We start from the raw sequence: 24637 nt of genomic DNA, 5'->3' as shown, positions 1-24637 counted from the left end.
TTTGTCTTGCTCGTCACCGGATTCCCCGCAGGCATGTTTCAGACGAACTGTTACATCCTGGCCCAGGACGACGCGTCCGAGTGCGTCGTCGTCGATCCCGGTCAGGACGCCGCGGATCCGCTGATCGACTTCCTGACGCAGTCCTCGCTCACCCCCACCGCAGTACTGCTCACGCACGGCCATCTGGACCACACGTGGTCGGTGGAGCCGATCTGCGCAAAGTACGGCATCCCGGCGTACATCGCACCCGAGGACCGCTACATGCTGGCCGATCCGATCAAGGGAACCGGCCCGACGTTGGCGGCGGTACTGGGCGACCTCGAGTTCCACGAACCGGCCGAGGTGATCGAGCTCACGGACGGTCGACGGCTCGAACTCGCCGGAATCGAATTCACGGTGGTACACACCCCCGGGCACACTCAGGGATCGGTGGTGTTCCTCGCTCACGCCGACGGGCCCGACGGCTCGGTTCCGTTGGCTCTGACCGGGGACACCCTCTTCGCGGGGTCGATCGGGCGCACCGATCTGCCCGGTGGCGATCACGATCAACTGCTGCGCTCCATCGCGACTCGGCTGCTCCCTCTGAGCGACGACACGGTGGTGCTCCCGGGACACGGCGGACAGAGCTCGATCGGCCAGGAGCGCGCATCCAACCCGTTCCTCGTTGGACTCACCGACCCCGGGCAAGGAAAGCTGTGAGCGTGAGCAAGCCGACCGCCTTTTCCGCGCCCAAGGGCATTCCCGATTACTTCCCGCCCAACTCGGCCGAGTTCGTCGCCGTACGCGAAGGGTTGCTCGACGCAGCCCGCACCGCCGGCTACGGCCACATCGAACTGCCGATCTTCGAGGACACCGGCCTGTTCGCCCGTGGGGTCGGGGAGTCGACCGATGTGGTGAGCAAGGAGATGTACACCTTCTCCGATCGCGGAGACCGATCGGTGACGCTGCGCCCCGAGGGCACCGCCGGAGTCATGCGCGCGGTGATCGAGCACGGACTGGATCGGGGAGCGCTACCGGTCAAGTTGGCCTACGCCGGGCCGTTCTTCCGCTACGAACGCCCGCAGGCCGGCCGCTACCGGCAGCTGCAGCAGGTGGGCGTCGAGGCGATCGGCGTCGACGACCCTGCACTGGATGCCGAGGTCATCGCCGTGGCCGACGCCGGTTTCCGGGCCCTGGGTCTGACCGGCTTCCGGCTCGAGATCACCTCGCTCGGCGACGACACCTGTCGCCCGCAGTACCGAGAGCTGTTGCAGCAGTTCCTGTTCGCCCTTCCGCTCGACGAGGACACTCGCCGACGTGCCGAGATCAACCCGCTGCGTGTGCTCGACGACAAGCGGCCCGAGGTGCGCGCGATGACCGCGGACGCACCGCTGATGCTCGATCACCTCTCGGATTCGGCGAAGGAACACTTCGACGAAGTGCTGGCCTACCTGGACGTGATGAACGTCCCGTACCTCGTGAACCCGCGAATGGTGCGTGGCCTCGACTACTACACCAAGACGACGTTCGAATTCGTGCACGACGGACTCGGCGCGCAATCGGGCATCGGCGGCGGCGGCCGCTACGACGGTTTGATGGAACAGCTCGGCGGGCAGGCGCTCTCCGGAATCGGGTTCGGCCTCGGGGTCGACCGCACGGTGCTGGCCCTGGCCGCCGAGGGCAAGACTGCGGGCGCGACGGCACGATGCCAGGTCTTCGGCGTTCCGATGGGTGCCGGTGCGAAGCTGGCGATCGTCGACATCGCGGCTCAGCTACGCGAACGAGGAATAGCGGTGGACATGGCTTACGGGAATCGCGGAATCAAGGGTGCCATGAAGGCCGCCGACCGATCCGGAGCACGTTTCGCGTTGGTGCTCGGGGATCAGGAACTGGCTGCCGAAGCGGTTCTGGTGAAGGACCTTTCGAACGGTGAGCAGGACACCGTTCCGATGGCCGACGTGGTCGACGCCCTCGGAGCGCGTCTTGCCCGGTGAGTCCCCGCCCGGTGACTCCCGGTCCAACGCGGGGCCGGTAGCGCTGGACCTGGTCTCGGTGGAGTTCCTGAAACCGCGCCTGCGCAAGATCATGGTCGGGTCGGCGGCGATCGGGATCGTTGTCGCCGTCGTGCTGGCGCTGTTCGCGCCGGTGTGGGTCGCAGTTCTCGTCGGAGTGATCGTCGGCGGTCCCGCGGTACTGTCCGGCTGGCTCGGTCTGCGCCGCCGGATATGGCTCGACGGTCCGCAACTGTGTGCACGAGGGTTGCGGACTCGCCGACTGAAGATGCCGGAGGTGGTGACCGCCGAACTGACCATTCGGACGGCCGGAATCGATCAGATCTCGCTACGGCTCTACGACGGGCGTACCCACGTCGTGGTTCCGCTTGCGCTCTACACCAGAGACGGGGGCCGGGAACTGCCGATTCTGTCGTTGCGCACCCTCGCCGACTCGCTGTGGACCACCGAGTTGGTGCCGGCTGCGGCGATCGCATCGGTGCTGGTCGATCAGCTGCGCGCCGAGGCACGCGACGCCGGGCTCGACCAACGGCCGCTCTACCGCGCCGTCGAACTCGTCCGTAGCAAGGGGCGAACTCCGCAGGCGACTCTGACCGACCGGGAGGTCGCCCAACTGCTCGACTGAGCCGGGATCAGGTGACCAGGAATGCGTCGAGCACGACGGCTTCGGCCGAGCGAGATCCGGACGTGACGACGAGCGCACGGTTGAGATAGGTGAACTTCGGGACCGCGGTCGACACGCGAAGGGTGCCGCGGAAGTAGTACGTGGCGGGGTCCACCTCACGCTCGGGATCGTTCAGAGCGTCGATCACCTCGGCCGGCCCGAACTGAACTCCGCGGTAGTCGAGCGAGAGATAACCGCCGGTTGCCAACTCCAGGACGAGGTCGGTGCTGAACTCGGTGCATCCGTCGGGCCGCGTCACGCTGACGACGGTCGACCCGGCGGCGAGGGTGCCCTCGATGTCGGGGCCGGGAGCTGCGCCGCCGAGCACGGTGGTGACCACCCGCTCACCGGCCGGCACCGAGCCGATGTCGATTCCCGGTCCGAGGGTGAGGCCGAGACGCAGAATCGGCTCGAGGGTCGGTGTGTTCGGGGCGGTCACTTGCGGTGCACTCCTAGGATCGGCTGGGGGCCTACGCTATCGCCTTCCGGTGACCACGCCCGAGCGGGGATCCGCGGGGGAGAGCCGCCCTTGACACGACATAGAACAAATGTTCGACTGTGTGCATGCGATGGGCCGGCCAGACTCTCGATGCCGCGGACGACGGGGCGCTACCGGGGCTCGAGCGATCGGGACTGGTCCGCAGCGTCCAGACGCCCGAGTTCGAGGGCATCACCTTCCACGAAGTGCTGTGCAAGAGCGCTCTGAACGAAGTGCCGAGCGAATCTCAGGTGCCCTTCTCGTGGACCGTCAATCCGATGCGCGGGTGCTCGCACGCATGTCGATACTGCTTCGCCCGCCCGACGCACGAATATCTGGATCTGGACTCCGGCAACGACTTCGACTCGCAGATCGTCGTGAAGACGAACGTTGCTGCGGTACTGCGCAAGGAACTCGCGCGCCGGTCGTGGAAACGGGAGCCGGTGGCGCTCGGTACCAACACCGACCCCTATCAGCGCGCGGAAGGGCGATATCGGTTGATGCCGGGGATCATTCGAGCATTGGCCGAATCCGGGACGCCGTTCTCCATTCTCACCAAGGGCACACTGCTGCGGCGTGATCTGCCCCTGTTGACGCTGGCTGCGCAGCAGGTGGAGGTGCAGGTGAGCATCAGCCTGGCCATTCACGACGTCGACCTGCAGAAGCAGCTCGAGCCCGGAACCCCCAGTCCGCGAGCGCGATTGGATCTCGTTCGTGCGGTCCGCGACGCGGGCCTGGACTGCGGCGTTCTGGTGGCACCGGTGATTCCCTTTCTCACCGACGGGGCCAAGCAGTTGGACGGCCTCATCGGCGCCCTGGCCGAGGCAGGTGCGACAACCGTGACGGCGCTGCCGATGCATCTGCGTTCGAGCACCAAGGACTGGTACATGAGCTGGCTGGTGAAGGAACACCCCGCGTTGGTGCGTCGATACCGTCAGCTCTACGGACACGGGGCCTACGTGACTCCGGAGTACAAGCAGTGGCTCAAAGCGAGAATCGATCCGCTGCTCGACACCTACGGGTTCGCCGCTGAGCAGACCCGCTCGCTGCCCGCCAACGAGCCTGCCGAACCCCGAGCACTGGTGACCTCGGGGCCGGCTCTCACCCTGTTCTGAGCTGGGTGATCAGGGGTTGTTCAGGTCGCGTGCCGAGAACGTGTCGCAGGCCGCCACCTGTCCGGTTTCGTAGCCCGCGGTGAACCATGCCTGACGCTGCGCAGAAGAACCGTGCGTCCAACCCTCGGGGTTGACGCGGCCGGTGGATGCCTGCTGGATGCGGTCGTCGCCCACCGACGACGCCGCCGAGAGTGCGTCGTCGATGTCGGTAGCGGTCAGCGGCTCGAGGAAGGGGACTCCAGTTTTCGGGTCGACCGTCTCGGCTGCGTAGTGCGCCCAGATTCCCGCGTAGCAGTCGGCCTGCAACTCCACCTTGACGCCACCGGACTCGGGTCCTTGGGGATCGGCCTGCGCGCGTCCGATATCGCCCAGCTGATTCTGGATGTGGTGGCCGATCTCGTGCGCCACCACGTATTCCTGTGCGAGTGGTCCGCCGCTGGAGCCGAACTGGTCGACGAGTACTTGGAAGAAGCTCGTGTCGAAGTAGGCGGTGGAATCGGCCGGGCAGTAGAACGGCCCGACGGCGCTGGTGGCGTTGCCGCAGCCGGTACCGGTCGAACCGGAGAACAATCTCACGGCCGGCTGGACGTAGGCGACGCCGGTCTGCGATTGCAGCTGCGATTCCCACACGGTATCGAGGCTCGCCACCGTGAAATCCACCCGGCAGTCGACGTTGCTGTTCGCCTCTGTGACGTCACAGTCGAGCGTTCCGGACGACCCGGAGTCGTTCTGGCCGGCGGAACTGTCGCCGCCGCTGATCTGGTTCAGGATCGCGCCGGGATCGCCGCCGAACAGCAGGGCAAGGACGATGACGACCAGTCCACCCGCGCCGCCTCCGATCGCCAACTTGCCGCGTCCGCCACCCCCTCCGCTGCCACCGACGGAGACTCGGCCTGGTGTCGATTGCGAGCCTTCTCTGAACGTCATGCTGGAGTTCCCCTCCGCCGAGCGCGCATCTGTGATGCGAACCGATACCGCCACTGTCGGCCTTAGCTTCGCATGCCGCGTTGCGATCTCGTTTCCTTCTACGGCGATGTGCTCCGTAGGATCGAGGATCGAACAACACGATCAGCGGATTTTTCTCGAAAGGACACCCGTGCTGCGCACCCACCTCGCCGGCTCATTACGCCCCGAGCACGTCGACCGAACCGTGACGCTGACGGGATGGGTGGCCCGCCGACGCGATCACGGCGGCGTCATCTTCATCGATCTGCGCGACGCGTCCGGTGTGTCCCAGGTCGTCTTCCGTGAGGGCGCAGCACTCGAGCAGGCCCACCGCCTGCGCGCCGAATACGTGGTGAAGGTGACCGGCAAGGTCGAGGGTCGTCCGGAGGGCAACGCGAACTACGAGATCCCCACCGGTGCGATCGAGGTCGAGGCATCCGAAATCGAGGTCCTGTCCGAGGCCGCGCCGCTGCCGTTCCAGCTCGACGACCAGCCCGGCGAGGAAGCGCGGCTCAAGTACCGCTACCTCGATCTGCGTCGCGAGGGACCGGGCCACGCCATTCGCCTGCGCTCGCACGTCAACGCAGCAGCCCGCTCGGTACTCGCGCACCACGAGTTCGTCGAGGTCGAGACGCCGACGCTCACGCGATCCACTCCCGAGGGCGCCCGCGACTTCCTGGTGCCGGCGAGGTTGCAGCCGGGCAGCTTCTACGCTCTGCCGCAGAGCCCGCAGCTGTTCAAGCAGTTGCTCATGGTCGGCGGTATCGAGCGCTATTACCAGATCGCACGGTGCTACCGAGACGAGGATTTCCGCGCCGACCGTCAACCGGAGTTCACTCAGCTCGACGTCGAGATGAGCTTCGTCACCCAGGACGACGTCATCCTCCTGGCCGAAGAGATCCTGGCGTCGCTGTGGAAGCTCGTCGGCCACCACTTCACGGCTCCGATTCCACGGATCACCTACGCCGAGGCGATGCGTCGCTACGGTTCGGACAAGCCTGATCTCCGCTTCGACATCGAACTGGTCGAATGCACGGACTTCTTCTCCGACACCACGTTCCGAGTGTTCCAGGCCCCGTACGTCGGTGCCGTCGTCATGCCCGGTGGTGCATCGCAGCCCCGCAAGCAGTTGGACCGGTGGCAGGAATTCGCCAAGCAGCGTGGCCACAAAGGCCTCGCCTACGTGCTCGTCGGCGAGGACGGCACCTTGGGTGGCCCGGTTGCCAAGAATCTCACCGACGCCGAGCGTGACGGCCTCGCCGCGCACGTCGGCGCGAACAACGGCGATGCGATCTTCTTCTCCGCGGGCCCGATCAAGGCATCACGTGGATTGCTCGGTGCCGTGCGCGGCGAGATCGCTCGCAAGCTCGACCTGATCGACCCGAAGGCATGGGCATTCGTGTGGGTCGTCGACGCTCCGCTGTTCGAGCCCACGTCCGACGCCACCGCCAGTGGTGACGTGGCCGTCGGATCCGGTGCGTGGACTGCCGTGCACCACGCCTTCACGTCGCCGAAGCCGGAGTCGATGGATACGTTCGACACCGATCCCGGATCCGCACTGGCCTACGCCTACGACATCGTCTGCAACGGCAACGAGATCGGCGGCGGCAGTATTCGTATCCATCGCAAGGACATTCAGGAACGGGTGTTCGCGATCATGGGTATCGGCAAGGAAGAAGCCCAGGAGAAGTTCGGTTTTCTCCTCGACGCCTTCTCCTACGGCGCACCGCCGCACGGCGGCATCGCGTTCGGTTGGGACCGCATCACTGCGCTGCTCGCCGGCGTCGACTCCATCCGCGAGGTCATCGCGTTCCCCAAGTCCGGTGGCGGCATCGACCCGTTGACCGACGCGCCCGCCCCGATCACCCCGCAGCAGCGTAAGGAATCGGGCGTCGACTTCAAGCCGGAGAAGAAGGAAGAACCGGCCGAGGCCTGAGAAGTTTCGAAAACGACTGTCCCCGTAGCGCTGTGCGCTACGGGGACAGTCGTCTGTTGTCGGGCAGGTCAGCGTGCGGGGGACAGCGGCCCACCGGTCAGTACGCGGTAGGCGTAGTTGGTTGCGATCACCGAGATCGGGATGGTGAACAGCAGACCGAGACCGCACAGCAGCGCACCGACGATGTTGATCGCGGCCAGCAGCAGCAGGAGCAACACCACGGGACCGAAGTTCTTCACGGTCAGGTCGACACTCGATCTGATGGATTCGATCGCCGTCTGGTTGCGATCGATCAGGAACGTCAGTGCGAAATTGGCGAGGAAGCCGATCACGATCAGAACGACCGTTCCGAGGAACGGGATGAAACTGACCACCACACTCACGATCGTCCAGATCAGTGCGAGAACGGCGATCTGGCCGACGTTGGTGAGCTGGAAAAATCTACCGAACGACGGCTTCTGCGGGGCACCGGTCTCGTCCAGCGCACCTCGAACGTACGCGGCGTTGACGAAATACGACACGAACGTGAGGATCGCCGTCAGGACGACGGCCACCCCGGATGTCGTGGCCGTGAATGTCGTGTCGCCGCTGTCGGCTGCCACCATCGCCGCGGTGAACGTCGACGCGAAGACCACGGCGAGACCGATAGCCGTCACGGCCCACACGATGGCGGTGATTCCGAGCCATGGGCCGACGTTGGCCTTGAATTTGTCGAACCCGTAACTCAGCGCTGCCCCGACGTCGAGCCGTCCGGGATTCGGACCCAGTGGCGTCTGCCCGTAGCCCTGGTTTCCATAGGTGCCGGGCGGCGGCGGGTACGCACCACCCTGCGGTGGATAGCCGCCGGGTGCACCACCCTGCGGTGGGTAGTTGCCGGGAGGTGGGTAGCCGCCCTGCGGTTGGTAGTTCCCCTGCGGTGGGTAGTTGCCGGGAGGCGGGTAGCCACCCTGCGGTGGGTAGTTCCCCTGCGGCGGGTAGTTGCCCTGCGGCGGGTAGCTTTCGGTCGGGGGTGGGTACTGACCGCCGGGAGTCGGCGGGGTGTTTCCCGTGCTCGGCGGGGGAGTGTTGGGCGTGTCGGTGCGGTCGGGATCGGATCCCTCGCCGGGCCGGGGTTCGCCGGTCGGATTGTCGCTCAACGTCGTTCTCCTGGTCTGTGGTCGGGAGCAATGGGGTCATTCGGGGCGTCGAGGCCCTTGAACACCCGGACGCAGACGAGCGGGCCTCCGCCGTGTGTCGGAGGTCCGCTCGTGCGTGGATGGGGTTTACGAGATGGCGACGACCTGGGTTCCGCCGGCGAACTCGTCGTGCTTGCCCTGCTTGGTCGGGCTCGAGTTGATGGTCACCGCAATGACGATGTACGCCACGATCACCAGGAAGGTGCCGAGCACCGGTACCACGTTCAGCAGCAGGAAGGCGTTGCGCTTGGCCGCTTCGGCCTGGGTGGGCAGTCCGCCCGATGCGCCGAGGGTTCGCAGACCGAGGAGCTGCTTGCCCAGGGTCCGGCCGCGCGAGGACTCGAGCAGCGTGAAGTACGCGAAGCCGAGGAGTGCGGACGCGAGGCTCAGCAGCACAGTTCCGAAGAACCCGCTCGGGAGAATCACGTACAGGATGAACTGGACGACCGCGAGAACGAGCCCATCCAGGAAGCGGGCGGCGAACCGTGCTCCGAGGCTGCCGGGCTGCGCGCCGCCGGGCAGCGGGGAACCCATGCCGAAGGCCGCGTTGCCGCCGACCGGCGGCGGTGGATAGTTGCCCGGGGGCGGGTAGTTGCCGGGTGGCGGGTAGCCGGACGCTGGATTCGTGGGGTACTGGGGTCGGTTCGGATCGGAGCCGTAGTGCGGTCCGTCGGATGGATTGTCGCTCACGAGATTCCCTTTGATTGCAAACTGTGACGTGCGTCGAACGAGTACTCGATTCTCGCTGAGCGAACCGCACCACGAAGGGGGTGTCAAGGACTACGCGCCTGCCCGGTCGGCACATTTCGGACACGATTTCTCGCCGAGCGCACCGGGCCCGGTCCTACTAGGGTTGGGTGTTCTACCCATACCGGGACTATCACGAGGGGCTCGCCGTGGGCATCAAGGTTGCACTCGAACACCGCACCAGCTACAAATTCGACCGCACCGTCAAGATCTTTCCGCACGAGATTCGGCTGCGACCGGCACCGCATTCGCGTACTCCCATCGAGGCGTACTCGCTGAAGATCGAACCGGCGGAGCATTTCGTCAACTGGCAGCAGGACGTGTTCGGAAACTTCCTCGCTCGGGTGGTCTTCCCCGAGCGAACCGACCACCTGTCGATCACCGTCGGACTCGTCGCGGACATGGCGTCGATCAACCCCCTCGACTTCTTCGTCGAGGAATGGGCCGAGCACTTCGGGTTCGCGTACGAGGAGCACGACCTTCCCGACCTCGAGCCGTACCTGCGCCCGGTGGACGAGGGCAAGGCGGGATCAGGACCGGGCCCGGTGGTCTCGGCATGGGTGGAGAAGCTACAGGCAGCCGTCGTCGAACGCGGAGAGTCGTTGCGCACCATCGATTTTCTCGTGATGGCAAACCAAGCCGTGATGGGGGACGTCGGGTACTCGGTGCGGATGGAACCGGGAGTGCAGACCCCGGATCTGACCCTGACGTCCGCCGTCGGGTCGTGCCGCGACTCGGCGTGGTTGCTGGTGTCGGTCCTGCGTCAGATGGGTCTGGCCGCGCGCTTCGTCTCGGGTTACCTGGTTCAGTTGTCCTCCGACGTCAAGTCTTTGGACGGCCCGTCCGGGCCGGTGGAGGACTTCACCGATCTGCACGCGTGGACCGAGGTCTATCTTCCCGGTGCGGGCTGGGTCGGGATGGATCCGACCTCCGGCCTGTTCGCCGGCGAAGGTCACATTCCACTGTCGGCGACGCCACACCCGTCGACTGCCGCCGCGATCTCCGGTGCCACGAGCAAGTGCAAGGCCGAACTCGACTTCTCCAACACCGTCGTACGCGTCCACGAGGATCCGCGAACGACGTTGCCCTACACCGCCGAACAGTGGGAGTCGATCAAGGCGACAGCCGAGAAGATCGACAAGCGGATGCTCGATCAGGACATTCGACTGACCGTCGGCGGGGAGCCCACATTCGTCGCGATCGAGAATCAGGAAGCGCCCGAGTGGAACACCACGGCCGATGGCCCACACAAGCGCAAGCTGGCAAGTGTGCTCGCCGAACGGCTTCGCACCATCTATGCACCGGACGGCCTGGTGCAACGCAGTCAGGGCAAGTGGTACCCGGGTGAGCCGCTGCCACGGTGGCAGGTGGGATTGTTCTGGCGCACCGACGGTCAAGCCCTGTGGCACGACTCCGACCTGATCGCCGATCCCTGGTTGGCAGAGGATCTGCGCCCGGAACCGGTGGACAACTCGGCGTCGCAGGAATTGATCGACGAGTTGGTCAAGGCTCTCGGACTGCCTGCCTCACAAGCGCGTCCCGCCTACGAGGACCCGCTGGTGAAACTGTTGGACCTGGTTCGTCAGCCCTACGGTGACCCGCCCGCCGACGACGACGACCTCGAACCGGGAGCCGATTCCGCGGACGCCAGGAAGCGACTGCTCGAACGGCTCGATGCCAGCACCGACGAGCCGGCGGCATTCGTGCTGCCCATCTCGCGCACCGAGGACGGGTCCGGCTGGGAGAGCTCGGACTGGAAGTTGCGCCGTGGCCGAATCGTGTTGTTGGAAGGCGATTCTCCTGCGGGCTTGCGGCTGCCCCTGCGAGCGATCTCCTGGGACTGGGGACCGGTCGAGAACCCGGCCGACCCCACCGCCCCCAAGCCGGATCTGCCGACACCGCAGCTCACGCAGCAGCCGCCGCGCGCGGTGAACCCGGCCGAGTCGCGGTACGCGCAGTTGGTCGACGAGACGTCCAGGGTCGGCGGCACCGCCGTCACCGCTCTGGTCGCCGAGGTCCGTGACGGCATCCTGCACGTGTTCATGCCGCCGATGGATCGGTTGGACGATTTCGTCGACCTCGTCTCACGCGTCGAGCAGGCGGCGTCGACCATCGACACCCCCGTCGTGATCGAGGGCTACGGCCCGCCGTCGGATCCGCGTATCCAAACCCTCACTGTCACACCGGATCCCGGTGTGATCGAGGTCAACGTGCAACCGACCTCCTCGTGGGCCGAACAGAACGAACTGATGGAGCGTCTCTACCTCGAGGCTCGCCAGTCCCGGTTGAGCACCGAAGGATTCGACAACGACGGCACCACCCGCGGAACCGGCGGCGGCAACCACATCACTCTCGGCGGCGTGACGCCGGTCGATTCACCCGTTCTGCGTCGACCGGATCTGTTGGTGTCGCTGCTCACTCACTGGCAGCGGCACCCGTCGCTGTCGTACCTGTTCTCGGGCCGCTTCATCGGCACCACCTCGCAGGCACCTCGTGCCGACGAGGGTCGAGAGGAATCGCTCTACGAGCTCGAGGTCGCATTCAGCGAGATCAAGCGACTGACCGGGGCCGATCGATCGGCCTCACCCTGGGTGGTCGACCGAGCACTGCGGCACCTGCTCACCGACATCACCGGCAACACGCACCGCGCCGAGTTCTGCATCGACAAGCTCTACAGCCCCGACTCCACCCGCGGCCGACTCGGATTGCTCGAACTGCGCGGGTTCGAGATGCCGCCGCACCATCAGATGGCGATGGTGCAGTCACTTCTCGTGCGATCGATGGTCTCGCGATTCTGGGACACCCCGCTCGAAGCTCCGCTGATCCGGCACGGTGCCAATCTGCACGGCCGATACATGCTTCCGCACTTCGTGATCAGCGACATCGGCCGCGTGGCCGAGGACCTCCGTGAGCACGGTATCGACTTCGACACCAGCTGGCTCGATCCGTTCACCGAATTCCGATTCCCGCGGATCGGCACCACCGTGGTCGGCGATGCCGAGATCGAACTACGTGGCGCGATCGAGCCCTGGAACACCCTTGGCGAGGAGTCGACGTCCTCCGGCACCGCGCGGTACGTGGACTCCTCGGTGGAGCGGATCCAGGTTCGGGTCGCCGGAGCCGACGCGGGCCGATACATGGTGACGTGCAACGGGGTGCCGGTACCGATGGTGCGCACCGAGCGTCAGGACGTTCAGGTCGCCGGTGTGCGCTACCGCGCCTGGCAGCCGCCGAGCGCTCTGCACCCGACGATCGAGGTGCAGAGTCCACTGCGTTTCGACCTGGTGGAAATGCAGACCGGACGCGCAGTCGGTGGATGCTCGTACCACGTCGTGCATCCGGGCGGGCGCTCGTACGAGGGGCCTCCCGTCAACTCGGTCGAAGCCGAGGCTCGCCGCAACGGCCGCTTCGAGGAGGGCGGGTTCACCTCGGGGAAGGTGGACGTAGCAAGATTGCTCGAGATGCACGCTCGCCAAGCGATCGATGTGTCCGCGCCCGGCATGCTCGACCTGCGCCGGACCGGAGTCATCACGTCCTGAGACGCGACTGCACAGGAGAACGAGTCGACCGGTAGCGATCTCGGTCCGACGCGTATCGGGTGGGTCCGCAGCAAGCGGAACCGCCCGGCGGCGGAGTGTGATCGACCGACGGAAGGAACAACGGCTCGATGGTGCCCGTGGATACCACCCTGAGTGGAGCCGGCAGAAACGACGATGTCTCGAGTGGAGCCGGCAGAAACGACGATGTCTCGAGTGGAGCCGGCAGAAACGACGATGTCTCGAGTGGAGCCGGCGGGAACGACGGTGTTTCGAGTGGTGCCGGGTCGCCGTGGCTCGCGTATCGCGGTCGGCGCGAGGCCGTGAGCGGTCGCGTCGATCGGTTCGACGAGTTGCTCGACGCCGACGACGCCGTTCGTCCGCATTGGGCGGAGTTGGTCGACGGTATGCGTGAGGCCGGCTCCGGTGCCATGCAGACGTTGCAGTCGCGGGTGAGCCGTCTGGTCGACGACCATGGCATCACGTACAACCCCATTCCGCCGTCGGGTGGCAGCGAGGCATTGCCCAGTGCTGTTCGGTGGGGGTTGGACAGTGTTCCGTTGGTGGTCGCGGCCGATGAGTGGGATCGTCTGGAAGCCGGTTTGGTTCAGCGGTCGATGCTGCTCGACGCCGTGCTCACCGATATCTACGGGGCCCAGGAAACCGTTCGTCGGGGGTTGATTCCGCCGGAGTTGGTCTTCGGTAATCCGGGTTATCTGCGCACTGCGCACGCGATCACCATTCCGGGGCCGCATCAGCTGTTCATGCATGCCGCCGATGTCGCCCGAGGTTCGGACGGTGAGTTCCGAGTCGTCGCCGACCGCACGCAGGCACCGTCGGGAGTGGGGTACGCGCTCGCCGATCGACGGGTGATGTCTCGCGCGATGCCCGAGTTGTTCCAGGCGAGCAATCCGAGGCCGCTCTCGACGTTCGCACGCGCGGTGCGCCTGGCGCTTCGCGATGCTGCGCCCGCGTCGGCCGAAAATCCGGTCGTGGTGGTGCTCAGTCCTGGTTCGCACTCCGAGACGGCATTCGATCAGGCTTATCTCGCAACGGTTCTCGGTTTTCCGCTGGTGGAGAATGCCGACCTCGTGGTCCGTGACGGTTGTCTGTGGATGCGGTCGCTCGGCAAGTTGCGCCGGGTGGATGTGGTGCTGCGCCGAGTCGACGCCGAGTTCGCGGACCCACTCGATCTACGACCGGATTCGCACCTGGGTGTCGTCGGTCTGGTCGAGGTGTTACGCCGCGGGGCCGTGAGCGTGGTGAACACCCTCGGTAGCGGTGTGCTCGAGAACCCGGCTCTGCTTCCGCTGCTTCCGGCGTTGAGCCGTGCGCTGCTGGACGAGGATCTGATTCTCGGTTCGGTTCGGACCTACTGGGGCGGTGACCCGAATCAGCTCTCGCACATCGGCAGCCGGCTGCGTTCGCTGGTACTGCGGTCGACCACCTCGCGTCGCACGGTGGTGGGGCACGATCTCACCGACGTCGCAGCCAGGGAGCTGTGGGATCGAATCGTGGCCGAGCCGTGGAAGTGGACCGGGCAGGAAGTCCCCGAGTTCTCGCTGGCTCCGGTCGGTTCGTCGATCGACGGCGAGTCGGGGTCGCAGTTGGCGGTAGCCCCTGCGCAGGTGGGGATGCGGCTGTTCACGGTTGCGCAACGGGGTGGGTACACACCGATGCGCGGCGGCCTGGGGCAGGTGGTGCTCACCGCGCCGGTCACCGATCCGCTCATCACGGTGGCGTCGAAGGACGTGTGGGTCAAGTCGGTGGAACGGGTCACCCCGGCGGACTCCGCCCCGCACACCCCTCCCGCCACGGTGGAGGAGTTGCCGCAGTACGCCGCGTCCAACGTCGATGTCGTCAGCTCTCCGCGTGTGCTCGGTGATCTGTTCTGGTTCGGGCGCTACAGCGAACGTGCCGAGGACATGACTCGCTTGCTGATCGCTGCGCGCGAACGCAATCAGGACTACCGCTCGATGCCGTGGCTCGAGGGCAGCGACAGTCTGCCGATCCTGCTCGAAGCGGTCACGAAGGTCTCGCGTACCTCGCCGGGGTTCCTCGACGAGAAGAACCACGTCGACGCGACCGTGGAAATGCGTTCGCTGATGCTGTCGACGGGCCGTATGGGTTCGCTGGCGCAATCGGTGGACCGGATGCAGCAAGCGGCGCGCGCGGTACGCGACCAGCTCTCGAACGACACCTGGGCGGTTCTGAACCGCATCGACACCGCGCTGGAGGAGCTGACCGAGTCGCCGGTTCACAACGGCGCGCAACTGGCGTCGTCGCAGTCGAGTGTGCTGCGTGGTTTGCTCGCACTGTCCGGCCTGGCGTCGGAATCGATGGTGCGAGACGCGGGCTGGTACCTGATGGACGCCGGTAAGCGGATCGAGCGTGGTCTGCAGCTGACTGCGCTGCTCTCGGCCACCCTGAGTCACGCTCTCACTCCGTCCACGGAACAGGCGGTCATCGATTCGGTGTTGTCCGCCGCCGAGTCCTCGGTGATCTACCGCAGACGCAACAGTGGGCGCGCGCGTCCGGCGGCCGTCGCGCAGCTGTTGCTGTTCGACGAAGGCAACCCGCGAGCGCTGGTCTACCAGCTCGACCGGCTTCGGGACGATCTGGGTTCGTTGCCCGATGCCTCGGGCACGTCACGGCCCGAGCAGCTCGTCGAGCAGATGCGGGTGCGATTGCGACGGGTCGACCCGGGCGATCTGGAGTCGGTCGACGCGAACGGTCGCCGGGTGGAGTTGCTCGAACTGGTGGACGGGATCCACGACTCACTCGAGGAGTTGTCTCGCGTCGTCCTCGCCACGCACATGTCGTTGCCCGGCGGCACGCAGCCGCTGTGGGGCAGCTCGAACATCCGATCTGCGAACGGGGTGCGGTGATGAGTCGTCGGTATCGAATCAAGCACATCACCACCTACACGTACTCCGACCGCGTGACCTCGTCCTACGGCCGTGGATTCCTGGCTCCGCGCGACATGGACGGGCAGCACTGCGTGGAGAAGTCGGTCACGGTGGAGCCGGCACCGACCGATCAATCCTTCGGTGTCGACGTCTACGGCAACGAGGATGTGTACTTCCACGTCACCCAGGACCACGAGAAACTGGTGGTGACGGCGGATTCTCTCGTGGAGGTGTATCCGCGCCCGGCGGACGAAACCACGTCGTGGCCGGCGACGGCGTCGTGGGAGTCAGCTCGGATGGCGCTGTTCGGTGCGAACGTGCCTGCCGATCCGGCTCGCGCGTCGGCTGTGGAGTTCGCTCTGGATCTGCCGACCCCGGAGATCACCGACGAGGTACGCGCTTACGCCGCACCCAGCTTCTGGCCGGGTCGTCCTCTGGCGGACGTCGTGGTCGATCTGACGCATCGGATCTTCACCGATTTTCGCTATCTCTCGGGCTCGACGACGGTCTCGACCACCGTGGTCGACGTGCTCGCCGCGCGATCGGGAGTGTGTCAGGACTTCGCTCGTCTCGCGATCGCGTGCTTGCGGTCCCAGGGTCTCGCGGCGAGGTACGTGTCGGGTTATCTCGCCACCGAACCTCCGCCCGGCAAGGAGCGGATGATCGGTGTCGACGCGACCCATGCGTGGGCTGCGGTGTGGATGCCGAACGATCGTTGGCTGGCCTTCGATCCCACCAACGATCAATTGGTGGACGAGCGGTACGCGACCGTGGCGTGGGGACGCGACTACGCCGATGTACCTCCACTGCGCGGGGTGATCTACACCGAGGCGGAGGAGAGCACCATCGCCGTGTCGGTGGACGTTGCACCGCTGTAGCGAACCCGGCATAATCTGATGGCTCGGGGGTAACCGACCACCTGGTCGAATCTGGGGATGCAGAACGAAAAATGCCGCAAAACGGACAATCGTGTCTCATTCGTAGTCGTCGACACAGCACAGCAGAACGCACCGAACGGGTAGCTTGGACATCGATGACCGCAACACTGGCAGACCCTGTATCAGAGGTAGTAGCAGCAGCTCAGCGACTCCTCACCAAACGCACCGGAGCTCCGGTGACGTTGATCGACCCGGTGAACCTGGGGGGTAGCGGCCAAGCGATCGTGTTGCGAGTCCGAGTCTCCGAGAACCCGTTTCAACTTCCCCGCACCCTGGTGATCAAGCAGGTCCGCGACCTGCCCGCCGAATCCGGACAGCCCGCCGAGCTCGCCGACATCTCCAGCTCGAGTGCGTTCCTGCGCGAGGCGGCCTCGTACCAGTTCGCCAACGCCCTGGCCACGGACAGCAGGCCAGGACCCGAGCTGCACGCCTACGATCTCGATGCGCGGCTGCTGGTGCTCAGCGATCTCGGCGACGCCAGTCCCATCACCACTCTGCTGCGTAATTCCGACGAAGCCGCGGTGACCAATTCTCTGATGGCCATGGCCCAGGCCCTCGGCCGCATGCATGCCGCCACCGTCGGCCGCGAGGACGACTTCGCCGCTCTGTTGCGTCGGGTGGGGCAACCGGATTCCACCGACGGGATCTCCGCCCAGATACCGGGCGCGCTCGCCGACGTTCCAGGGATGCTGACCGATCTCCTGGGCGTCGGAGCCACCCCCGATGCGATTCTCGATCGCGTCTCTCGCAGCGGACGGCTGTTCGCGCACGGAGCCTTCCGTGCCTTCAGCCCGTCCGACCTGTGCCCCGACAACATCATCGTCAACGACGAAGGCGTGCGATTCCTCGATTACGAGTGGGGCGGATTCCGTGACGCCACCCTCGACATCACCTACGCGTTGGCGTCGTTCCCCGGTTGCCTGTGCAGCTTCGAGCTCTCGCACGATCGCGAGCAGGCGATGATCGACGCCTGGCGCGCGGAAGTGGTGGGCATCTGGCCTGCGTTGGCCGACGACACCGCCCTGGCGAGCAAGATCCTCGACGCGCGTCTGATCTGGGTGTGGCTGAGCACCTACTGGTTCCTGCCCGACGACCACACTCGCATCGCAGCCGCGCGGGCGCACCACCTGTCGGTTCCGCGGTCGCAGGCACTGATCTCGCGGTGGGCGGTGCTGGCGGACAGTGCGGCGCGCGTCGGCGAAACAGGCATCGCGGAGTACGCGACGTCGGTCGGAACCGCTCTGCGGACGAAGTGGGAGCGCTGAGAAAGACGTCGTTCGCGCTCGCGGCGGTCGGATCGGTAGCGTTCGACCGGTGAGCAGCGGTTTCGGAAGTGACATCTCGGGCGGGGACATCTCGGGGAGCGACGAGTTCGGCGAGGACGGACTCTTCGACAGTCCTGCGGCACCGGAGGCGACGATCGCCGAATCCCGTCCGACGTCCGCCTATGTCAGGCCCGACGCCCCGCTGGCGGTGCGAATGCGGCCGACGACCCTCGACGAGGTGGTGGGGCAGTCTCATCTGTTGGCTCCCGGCGCACCGCTGCGGCGGCTCGTCGAGGGCTCCGGTGCGTCCTCGGTGATGCTCTACGGTCCACCGGGAACCGGCAAGACGACGCTGGCGTCGCTGATCTCTGGGGCGACCGGACGCAAGTTCGAGGCGCTGTCGGCCCTGTCGGCCGGAGTCAAGGAAGTGCGTAACGTCATCGAATTGGCGCGACGCCGACTCCTCTCGGGTGAGCAGACCGTGCTGTTCATCGACGAGGTGCACCGGTTCTCCAAGACGCAGCAGGATGCACTGCTCGCCGCCGTCGAGAATCGGATCGTGCTGTTGGTGGCTGCGACCACCGAGAACCCGTCGTTCTCGGTGGTGTCTCCGCTGCTGTCCAGGTCGTTGGTGCTGCAGTTGCAACCGCTGGGATCCGAGGACATCGAGTTGTTGCTCACTCGTGCCGCCAACGATCCGCGCGGATTGGACGGCGCGGTGACCATCGCCGAGGACGCCATGGATCACCTGGTGCGTCTCGCGGCCGGCGACGCCCGCCGAGCGCTGACGGCTCTCGAGGCGGCAGCGGGTGCCGCGACCGACGGAACGCTGGACCTCGCGACGGTCGAAGCCAGTGTCGACAAGGCCGCCGTGCGATACGACCGCGACGGGGACCAGCATTACGACGTCATCAGTGCGTTCATCAAGTCGATCAGAGGGTCCGACGTCGACGCCGCCCTGCACTATCTGGCTCGGATGATCACGGCAGGCGAGGACGCGCGGTTCATCGCGCGGCGTCTGGTGGTGCACGCAAGCGAGGACATCGGGATGGCCGATCCCACCGCCTTGCAGACCGCGACGGCCGCTGCCAGCGCGGTGCAGATGATCGGGATGCCCGAGGCGCGGTTGGCTCTGGCGCAGGCCACGATCCACCTGGCGACCGCGCCCAAGTCCGGGGCGGTGATCGGCGCACTCGGTGCGGCGATGGCCGACGTGGCGGCGGGCAAGTCGGGATCGGTGCCGCCGCATCTACGCGACGGCCACTACAAGGGAGCGCAAGGATTGGGAAACGCCGTCGGATACCGGTACCCGCACAGCAGTCCCGGCGGCGTGCTGGGGCAGCAGTACCCACCGGACGAGCTGGTGGGCGTGAACTACTACGAGCCCACCGAACACGGTGCCGAGCGAGAAATCGCGACCAGAGTGGGGAAACTGCGACGCATCATCCGAGGCCGATAGGCCCTCGAGTCGGTACACGGCCTCGGACGCTAACCTGTATCAGTGCAGACCCATGAGATCCGCAGGCGTTTCCTCGACCATTTCGTGAAGGCGGGACACACCGAAGTACCCAGTGCGTCGTTGATCCTCGACGACCCGAATCTGCTGTTCGTCAATGCGGGCATGGTCCCCTTCGTCCCGTTCTTCCTCGGTCAGCAGACGCCGCCGTACAAGACGGCGACGAGCGTTCAGAAGTGCGTGCGCACCCTCGACATCGAGAACGTCGGTATCACCACCCGCCACAACACGTTCTTCCAGATGGCAGGCAACTTCTCGTTCGGCGACTACTTCAAGCGCGACGCCATTCGGCATGCCTGGTCGCTGTTGACCGACAGTGTCGAGGACGGCGGGTACGGGTTCGACCCCGAGCGGATCTGGGCCACTGCGTATCTCGACGACGACGAGGCCATCGAGCTCTGGAAGGAGATCGCAGGCCTGCCCGACGAACGAATTCAACGTCGCGGAATGGCCGACAACTACTGGTCCATGGGCATTCCCGGGCCCTGTGGCCCGTGCTCGGAGATCTACTACGACCGCGGACCCGAGTTCGGTGCCGAGGGTGGTCCCGAGGCCGACGAGGACCGGTACATCGAGATCTGGAACCTCGTGTTCATGCAGAACGAACGCGGCAAGGGGATCAGCAAGGACGATTTCGAAATTCTCGGTCCGCTGCCTAAGCAGAACATCGACACCGGCATGGGCGTCGAGCGCGTCGCATTCCTACTGCAGGGCGTGGACAACGTCTACGAGACCGACCTCGTCCGACCGGTCATCGCCAAGGCCGAGGAGCTCTCGGGACGCGCCTACGGTGCGAATCACGAGGACGACGTCCGCTTCCGCGTCATCGCCGATCACGCGCGCACCGCCGCGCTGCTCATCTCGGACGGCGTCAACCCCGGCAACGACGGCCGCGGCTACGTGCTGCGCCGGTTGCTGCGCCGCATCGTGCGATCGGCACGGCTGCTCGGAGCACCCGACGAGACGATGGCGCAGTTCATCACCGTCGTGCGCGACACGATGGCCGAGTCCTACCCGAACCTCGTCACCGACTTCGATCGAATTCTCACCGTCGCTGTGGGGGAGGAGACCGCGTTTCTCAAGACCCTCACCTCGGGTTCACGGCTGTTCGAGGGTGCCGCCGAGGCAGTCAAGGCGTCGGGTGCGAAGAAGATCGGCGGCGCAGAAGCGTTCGCACTGCACGACACCTACGGGTTCCCGATCGATCTGACGCTCGAAATGGCCGCCGAGGCGGGGTTGTCCGTCGACGAGGACGGATTCCGGTCGCTGATGTCCGAGCAGCGCAACCGGGCCAAGGACGACGCTCGCGCCCGTAAGCACGCACACGCCGACCTGACGGTCTACAAGGACTTCGTCGACGGTTCGCCGACCGAGTTCACCGGATTCGACGAACTCGGTTCCGACGCAACGGTGTTGGCCCTGATCTCCAACGGCGTCCGGGTTCCGACCGCGGTTGCGGGAGAGCGGATCGAGATCATTCTCGACCGCAGCCCTCTCTACGCCGAGTCCGGTGGCCAGATCGCCGACATCGGCACCATCACCGCGCCCGGGCTCTCGGTCAAGGTCGACGACGTGCAGAAGATCGCCAAGAAGCTCTGGACTCACAAGTCCGTGGTCGAGTCGGGGCAGATCACCGAGGGCGACACCGTCCACGTCGACGTCGATCACGCCTGGCGCAAGGGTGCGACGCAGGGCCACTCCGGTACCCACATGGTGCACGCGGCCCTGCGACAGGTCCTCGGTCCGAACGCGACGCAGGCGGGTTCGTTGAACAAGCCCGGCTACCTTCGATTCGATTTCTCGTGGCAGGGCGCGCTCTCGGAGGCGCAGCGCGACGACATCGAGAACGTCGCCAACGACGCGGTTGGCTCGGACTTCGCGGTCAACACCCTGGTCACCGACCTCGACAGCGCCAAGAAGATGGGCGCGATGGCCCTGTTCGGCGAGAACTACGGCGACGAAGTGCGGGTGGTCGAGATCGGTGGACCGTTCTCGATGGAACTGTGCGGTGGTACGCACGTGCAGCACTCGTCGCAGATCGGACCGGTCACCATTCTCGGTGAATCGTCCGTCGGCTCCGGAGTGCGCCGAGTCGAAGCATTCGTCGGCCTCGACTCCTACCGCTACCTCGCCAAGGAACGCGCGCTGCTGGCCGGCATCGCCTCCTCGCTGAAGGTTCCGTCCGAGGAGGTCCCGGCGCGCATCGAGACCTTGGTCGAGCGACTGCGGGTGGCGGAGAAGGAACTCGACGCCGTCAAGGCCGCCGCTGTGCTGGCCTCGGCAGGTGAGTTCGTCGGCAAGGCCGAGCGATTCGGTGACGTGCGAGCGGTGGTTGCCCGAGCACCGGAGGGTGTCGGCGGTAACGATCTGCGCACCCTGGTGACCGACATCCGAGGACGGCTGGGCACCGATCCGGCCGTGGTGGTGCTGTTCGGCACCGTCAGCGGCAAGGTCCCGTTCGTGGTCTCGGCCAACAAGGCAGCTCAGGATGCAGGCGTCGCGGCAGGCGATCTGGTGGCGGCCTTCGGTCCGAGCATCGGTGGCCGAGGCGGCGGCAAGCCCGAGTTGGCCCAGGGATCGGGATCGGACGTCGCCGGAATCGACGCCGGTATCGACGCCGCGCGGGCTCGACTGACCGAACTCACGACCCACTGACGATCGTGGTGACTCAGGGGCGTGGCCCCGATCGGCCCGGTGCCGACGATCCCGGACGTGGCCGTCGTATCGGCATCGACGTCGGCAGCGTCCGCATCGGCATCGCCGCGAGCGATCCGGACGGTGTGCTGGCCACGCCGGTCGAGACCGTGCCGCGCTCGAAGATCAAGGGTCCCGACGCGCCGGATGTGGTGCGAGTGGCGGAGATCGTCGCCGAGTACGAGGCAGTCGAGATCGTGATCGGGCTTCCGCGGACGCTGCGCGGAGAACGCGGCAGCGCCGTCGAGGCAGCCGAGAGATTCGGCCGTTCCCTGTACCGGCGGTTGGGTCATGTTCCGATTCGGATGGCCGACGAGCGACTGACTACCGTGAGCGCATCGCGTGCGTTACGGGACAGTGGAGTGCGAGCCAAGAACCAACGATCGGTGATCGATCAGGCTGCGGCGGTGGCGATACTGCAGGGGTGGCTCGACGAGCGCCGCGCCGTATCGGATCGTGCAGCGACGAATTCAGGATCGACGGAGGTCGACGAGTGAACTACCAAGGGCCCGATCGGGACCGCCGAGACCCGCGCGCGGACGAGGCGCACACCGACCCGATCGGCTATTCGGTGGACGAGGGCAGCGAGTTCCACCGCAGCCTGCACGGCCATCCGCAGCGGCAGGAGCCGCACCCACGGGCCTCTCGTCACGGCGATCGCGAGCCCGATCGCGAGGCCGAGCGCCCAGCGGTGCCCCAGGAGGTCGGACGCAGCCGTGCTGCGAGCCGCAAGGACCGAGCCGCGTCCAGCCGCAAGCGTCGCGGCCGCATGGTGGCTGCGGTGCTCGGGCTCGTGTTGATCGTGGCAGTGGCAGGCGGAGGATATTTCGCGGTGAACAAGTTCGGCAATCGCACGACACCGAACGCGGACTTCGCCGCAGGCTCACCGGGGGACGGCGTGGTGATTCAGGTTCATCCGAACGACACCGCGCAACAGATCGGTACCCAGGCAGCGGACAAAGGTGTCGTGGCCAGCTCGGGGGCGTTCCTCGAAGCAGCGCTGTCGAACAACGCCATCACCTCGGTTCAACCCGGCTTCTATCTGCTCGCCAGCAACGTGCCTGCCTCGCAGGCCGTCTCCGAACTGGTCGACCCCGCGTCCCGAGTGGGCAACATGGTGATCTCCGAGGGCCGCCAGTTGCACGACGCCCGCGACGTGAACACCGGTGCGGTCAAGAAGGGCATCTACACCCTGATCTCCGAGGCCAGCTGCGTGGACCGAACCGGCAGTGGAACCCCGACCTGCGTGAGCTACGACGACCTCAACGCAGCCGGAGCTGTGGACGACCCGGCTGCCCTGGGCGTGCCCGACTGGGCCACCGATCGCGTCGAAGGAGTCCCGGACCGCGATCGGCAGCTCGAGGGCCTGATCGCCGCGGGTACCTGGGACTTCGATCCCAGCGCGGCTCCGACCGACATCCTCGAGCAGTTGGTGTCCGAGAGTGCCACCCGCTACGAGGACACCGGAATTCTCACCGCGGGCGCCAACTCCGGGCTGACTCCGTACGACACCCTCGTCGCTGCGTCGCTCGTCGAACGTGAGTCCCTGCCCCAGGACTTCAGCAAAGTGGCCCGGGTGATTCTCAATCGCCTCGCCGTACCGCAGAAGCTCGAGTTCGACTCGACGGTCAACTACTCGCTCGACACGACCGAGGTGGCCACCACCGACGCCGACCGCGCCCGAGTCACCCCGTGGAACACCTATGCCAGCGAAGGGCTACCGGCAACCCCGATCTCCTCGCCGAGTATCGGTGCGGTGCAGGCGGTCGAGATGCCCGCCGACGGTGACTGGTTGTACTTCGTGACCATCAACCAGGCGGGCGAAACCCTGTTCACCCGCAGCTACGAGGAACACCTGGCCAACATCACCAAGGTCGAGGGTGGATTCCTCGACAGCGGCCGCTGACGTGCGCGCCGCGGTGCTGGGAAGCCCCGTCGAACACTCGAAGTCGCCCGTGCTGCACTGCGCTGCGTACCGCGCGCTCGGCCTCACCGACTGGACCTACGAGCGCATCGACTGCACCGGTGAGCAGTTGCCCGGCCTGCTCGACGGTTTCGGCCCCGAATGGGTCGGCGTGTCGGTCACCATGCCGGGCAAGGTTGCTGCTCTGGAGTACGCGACCGAACGCACCGCGCGGGCAGTTCTGGCCGGCTCGGCGAACACCCTGGTGCGGACCGCGTCGGGCTGGCGCGCCGACTGCACGGACGTCGACGGAATCGTGGGTGCACTGCGCGACGCCGGAGTCGAGGACCTGTCCGGTGGCACCGTGACGGTGGTCGGTGCCGGGGGAACGTCGAGGCCGGCGATCGTGGCGCTGGCCGGGCTCGGAGCGGCTGCGGTCACCGTGGTCGCGCGGTCGGCCGAGCGCGCCCGGGACACACTGGACTGCGCCGTCGCCGCGGGAATGCGCGCGGAGTTCGTGAACATGACAGACCCTCGTCTCGCCACTGTCGCAGCGGCCTCGGCGGTACTGGTGAGCACCGTTCCGGCGGCCGGAGCGGCCGACATCGCGTCGGATCTCGCCCATGCGTCGCTGGTACTCGACGCCATCTACGATCCGTGGCCGACGCCCCTGGCAGCTGCCGTGGAGGCGGCCGGTGGAACCGTCATCAGCGGATTGTCGATGCTGCTCAATCAGGCCTACGGGCAGGTGGAGCAATTCACCGGCAAGCCGGCACCACGAGCGATCATGCGGGACGCGCTGGCCACCGTGCGGTGAGCTTCGTC

18 protein-coding genes are annotated in these 24637 nt (G+C 66.3%); 14 read left to right on the top strand and 4 right to left on the bottom strand.

Annotated elements, in window-relative coordinates:
- Positions 1 to 6 precede the first annotated feature (6 nt).
- The 3 genes from CH306_RS22280 to CH306_RS22270 are packed head-to-tail and all read left to right on the top strand — an operon-like array spanning position 7 to position 2616.
- Positions 7 to 699, top strand: coding sequence for an MBL fold metallo-hydrolase (locus tag CH306_RS22280; protein ID WP_094630043.1), 693 nt, complete (start codon positions 7 to 9; stop codon positions 697 to 699).
- A 2-nt stretch (positions 700 to 701) separates the two neighbouring features.
- Positions 702 to 1973: a histidine--tRNA ligase gene (gene hisS, locus CH306_RS22275; protein WP_032397971.1), complete on the top strand. Its 1272-nt coding sequence runs from the start codon at positions 702 to 704 to the stop codon at positions 1971 to 1973.
- Complete coding sequence (locus tag CH306_RS22270; protein WP_045195334.1) at positions 1963 to 2616, top strand: hypothetical protein; 654 nt, start codon at positions 1963 to 1965, stop codon at positions 2614 to 2616. Before hisS ends, CH306_RS22270 begins: the two co-directional genes overlap by 11 nt.
- Positions 2617 to 2623: 7 nt before the next feature.
- Here CH306_RS22270 and CH306_RS22265 read toward each other — a convergent pair whose 3' ends face one another.
- The gene (locus tag CH306_RS22265) at positions 2624 to 3094 is read right to left on the bottom strand and encodes a DUF3237 domain-containing protein (RefSeq protein WP_032397972.1); all 471 of its coding nucleotides are present in this window, start codon (positions 3092 to 3094) and stop codon (positions 2624 to 2626) included.
- A gap of 125 nt (positions 3095 to 3219) precedes the next feature.
- Between CH306_RS22265 and CH306_RS22260 the strand changes: the two genes are divergently transcribed.
- A complete protein-coding gene (locus tag CH306_RS22260; protein WP_094647960.1) occupies positions 3220 to 4248 on the top strand; it encodes an Rv2578c family radical SAM protein in 1029 nt (342 codons plus the stop codon).
- Between the two features lie 9 nt (positions 4249 to 4257).
- Here the strand turns inward: CH306_RS22260 and ypfJ are convergent, their stop codons facing one another.
- Positions 4258 to 5175, bottom strand: coding sequence for a KPN_02809 family neutral zinc metallopeptidase (gene ypfJ, locus CH306_RS22255; protein ID WP_094630111.1), 918 nt, complete (start codon positions 5173 to 5175; stop codon positions 4258 to 4260).
- A 169-nt stretch (positions 5176 to 5344) separates the two neighbouring features.
- On the opposite strand from ypfJ, the gene aspS reads away from it, so the two are divergent.
- A complete protein-coding gene (gene aspS, locus CH306_RS22250; RefSeq protein ID WP_094647959.1) occupies positions 5345 to 7129 on the top strand; it encodes an aspartate--tRNA ligase in 1785 nt (594 codons plus the stop codon).
- Positions 7130 to 7197: 68 nt separating this feature from the next.
- Here the strand turns inward: aspS and CH306_RS29180 are convergent, their stop codons facing one another.
- Both CH306_RS29180 and CH306_RS22235 read right to left on the bottom strand, forming a co-directional pair.
- Positions 7198 to 8265 (bottom strand): DUF3824 domain-containing protein, encoded by a 1068-nt coding sequence (locus CH306_RS29180; protein WP_179272740.1) that lies wholly within the window; start codon positions 8263 to 8265, stop codon positions 7198 to 7200.
- Between the two features lie 126 nt (positions 8266 to 8391).
- Complete coding sequence (locus CH306_RS22235) at positions 8392 to 8994, bottom strand: RDD family protein (RefSeq protein WP_256981235.1); 603 nt, start codon at positions 8992 to 8994, stop codon at positions 8392 to 8394.
- A gap of 206 nt (positions 8995 to 9200) precedes the next feature.
- On the opposite strand from CH306_RS22235, the gene CH306_RS22230 reads away from it, so the two are divergent.
- The 9 genes from CH306_RS22230 (at position 9201) to CH306_RS22190 (ending at position 24629) form a co-directional block, all read left to right on the top strand.
- Positions 9201 to 12590, top strand: coding sequence for a transglutaminase family protein (locus tag CH306_RS22230; protein WP_094648024.1), 3390 nt, complete (start codon positions 9201 to 9203; stop codon positions 12588 to 12590).
- A 128-nt stretch (positions 12591 to 12718) separates the two neighbouring features.
- Entirely contained in the window at positions 12719 to 15475 is a 2757-nt protein-coding gene (locus CH306_RS22225; RefSeq protein WP_373453989.1) for a circularly permuted type 2 ATP-grasp protein, read from the top strand.
- Positions 15475 to 16374 (top strand): transglutaminase family protein, encoded by a 900-nt coding sequence (locus tag CH306_RS22220; protein WP_045199773.1) that lies wholly within the window; start codon positions 15475 to 15477, stop codon positions 16372 to 16374. The genes CH306_RS22225 and CH306_RS22220 overlap by 1 nt, the downstream gene beginning before the upstream one ends.
- A 155-nt stretch (positions 16375 to 16529) precedes the next feature.
- On the top strand, positions 16530 to 17699 hold the full coding sequence (locus tag CH306_RS22215; RefSeq protein ID WP_094630038.1) for a kinase: 1170 nt from the start codon (positions 16530 to 16532) through the stop codon (positions 17697 to 17699).
- A gap of 49 nt (positions 17700 to 17748) precedes the next feature.
- On the top strand, positions 17749 to 19158 hold the full coding sequence (locus tag CH306_RS22210; RefSeq protein ID WP_254924105.1) for a replication-associated recombination protein A: 1410 nt from the start codon (positions 17749 to 17751) through the stop codon (positions 19156 to 19158).
- 42 nt (positions 19159 to 19200) lie between these two features.
- On the top strand, positions 19201 to 21870 hold the full coding sequence (alaS, locus tag CH306_RS22205) for an alanine--tRNA ligase (protein WP_094647956.1): 2670 nt from the start codon (positions 19201 to 19203) through the stop codon (positions 21868 to 21870).
- Between the two features lie 5 nt (positions 21871 to 21875).
- Positions 21876 to 22406: a Holliday junction resolvase RuvX gene (gene ruvX, locus CH306_RS22200; RefSeq protein WP_373453988.1), complete on the top strand. Its 531-nt coding sequence runs from the start codon at positions 21876 to 21878 to the stop codon at positions 22404 to 22406.
- Complete coding sequence (locus CH306_RS22195) at positions 22403 to 23815, top strand: endolytic transglycosylase MltG (protein ID WP_094647954.1); 1413 nt, start codon at positions 22403 to 22405, stop codon at positions 23813 to 23815. Before ruvX ends, CH306_RS22195 begins: the two co-directional genes overlap by 4 nt.
- The gene (locus CH306_RS22190; RefSeq protein ID WP_373453987.1) at positions 23790 to 24629 is read left to right on the top strand and encodes a shikimate dehydrogenase; all 840 of its coding nucleotides are present in this window, start codon (positions 23790 to 23792) and stop codon (positions 24627 to 24629) included. The genes CH306_RS22195 and CH306_RS22190 overlap by 26 nt, the downstream gene beginning before the upstream one ends.
- The last annotated feature ends 8 nt before the right edge of the window (positions 24630 to 24637 follow it).

Origin of the sequence: Rhodococcus sp. 15-725-2-2b (assembly GCF_002259075.1) — a bacterium.
GTDB lineage: Bacteria > Actinomycetota > Actinomycetes > Mycobacteriales > Mycobacteriaceae > Rhodococcoides.
This window is presented reverse-complemented; position numbering and strand designations above follow the sequence as displayed.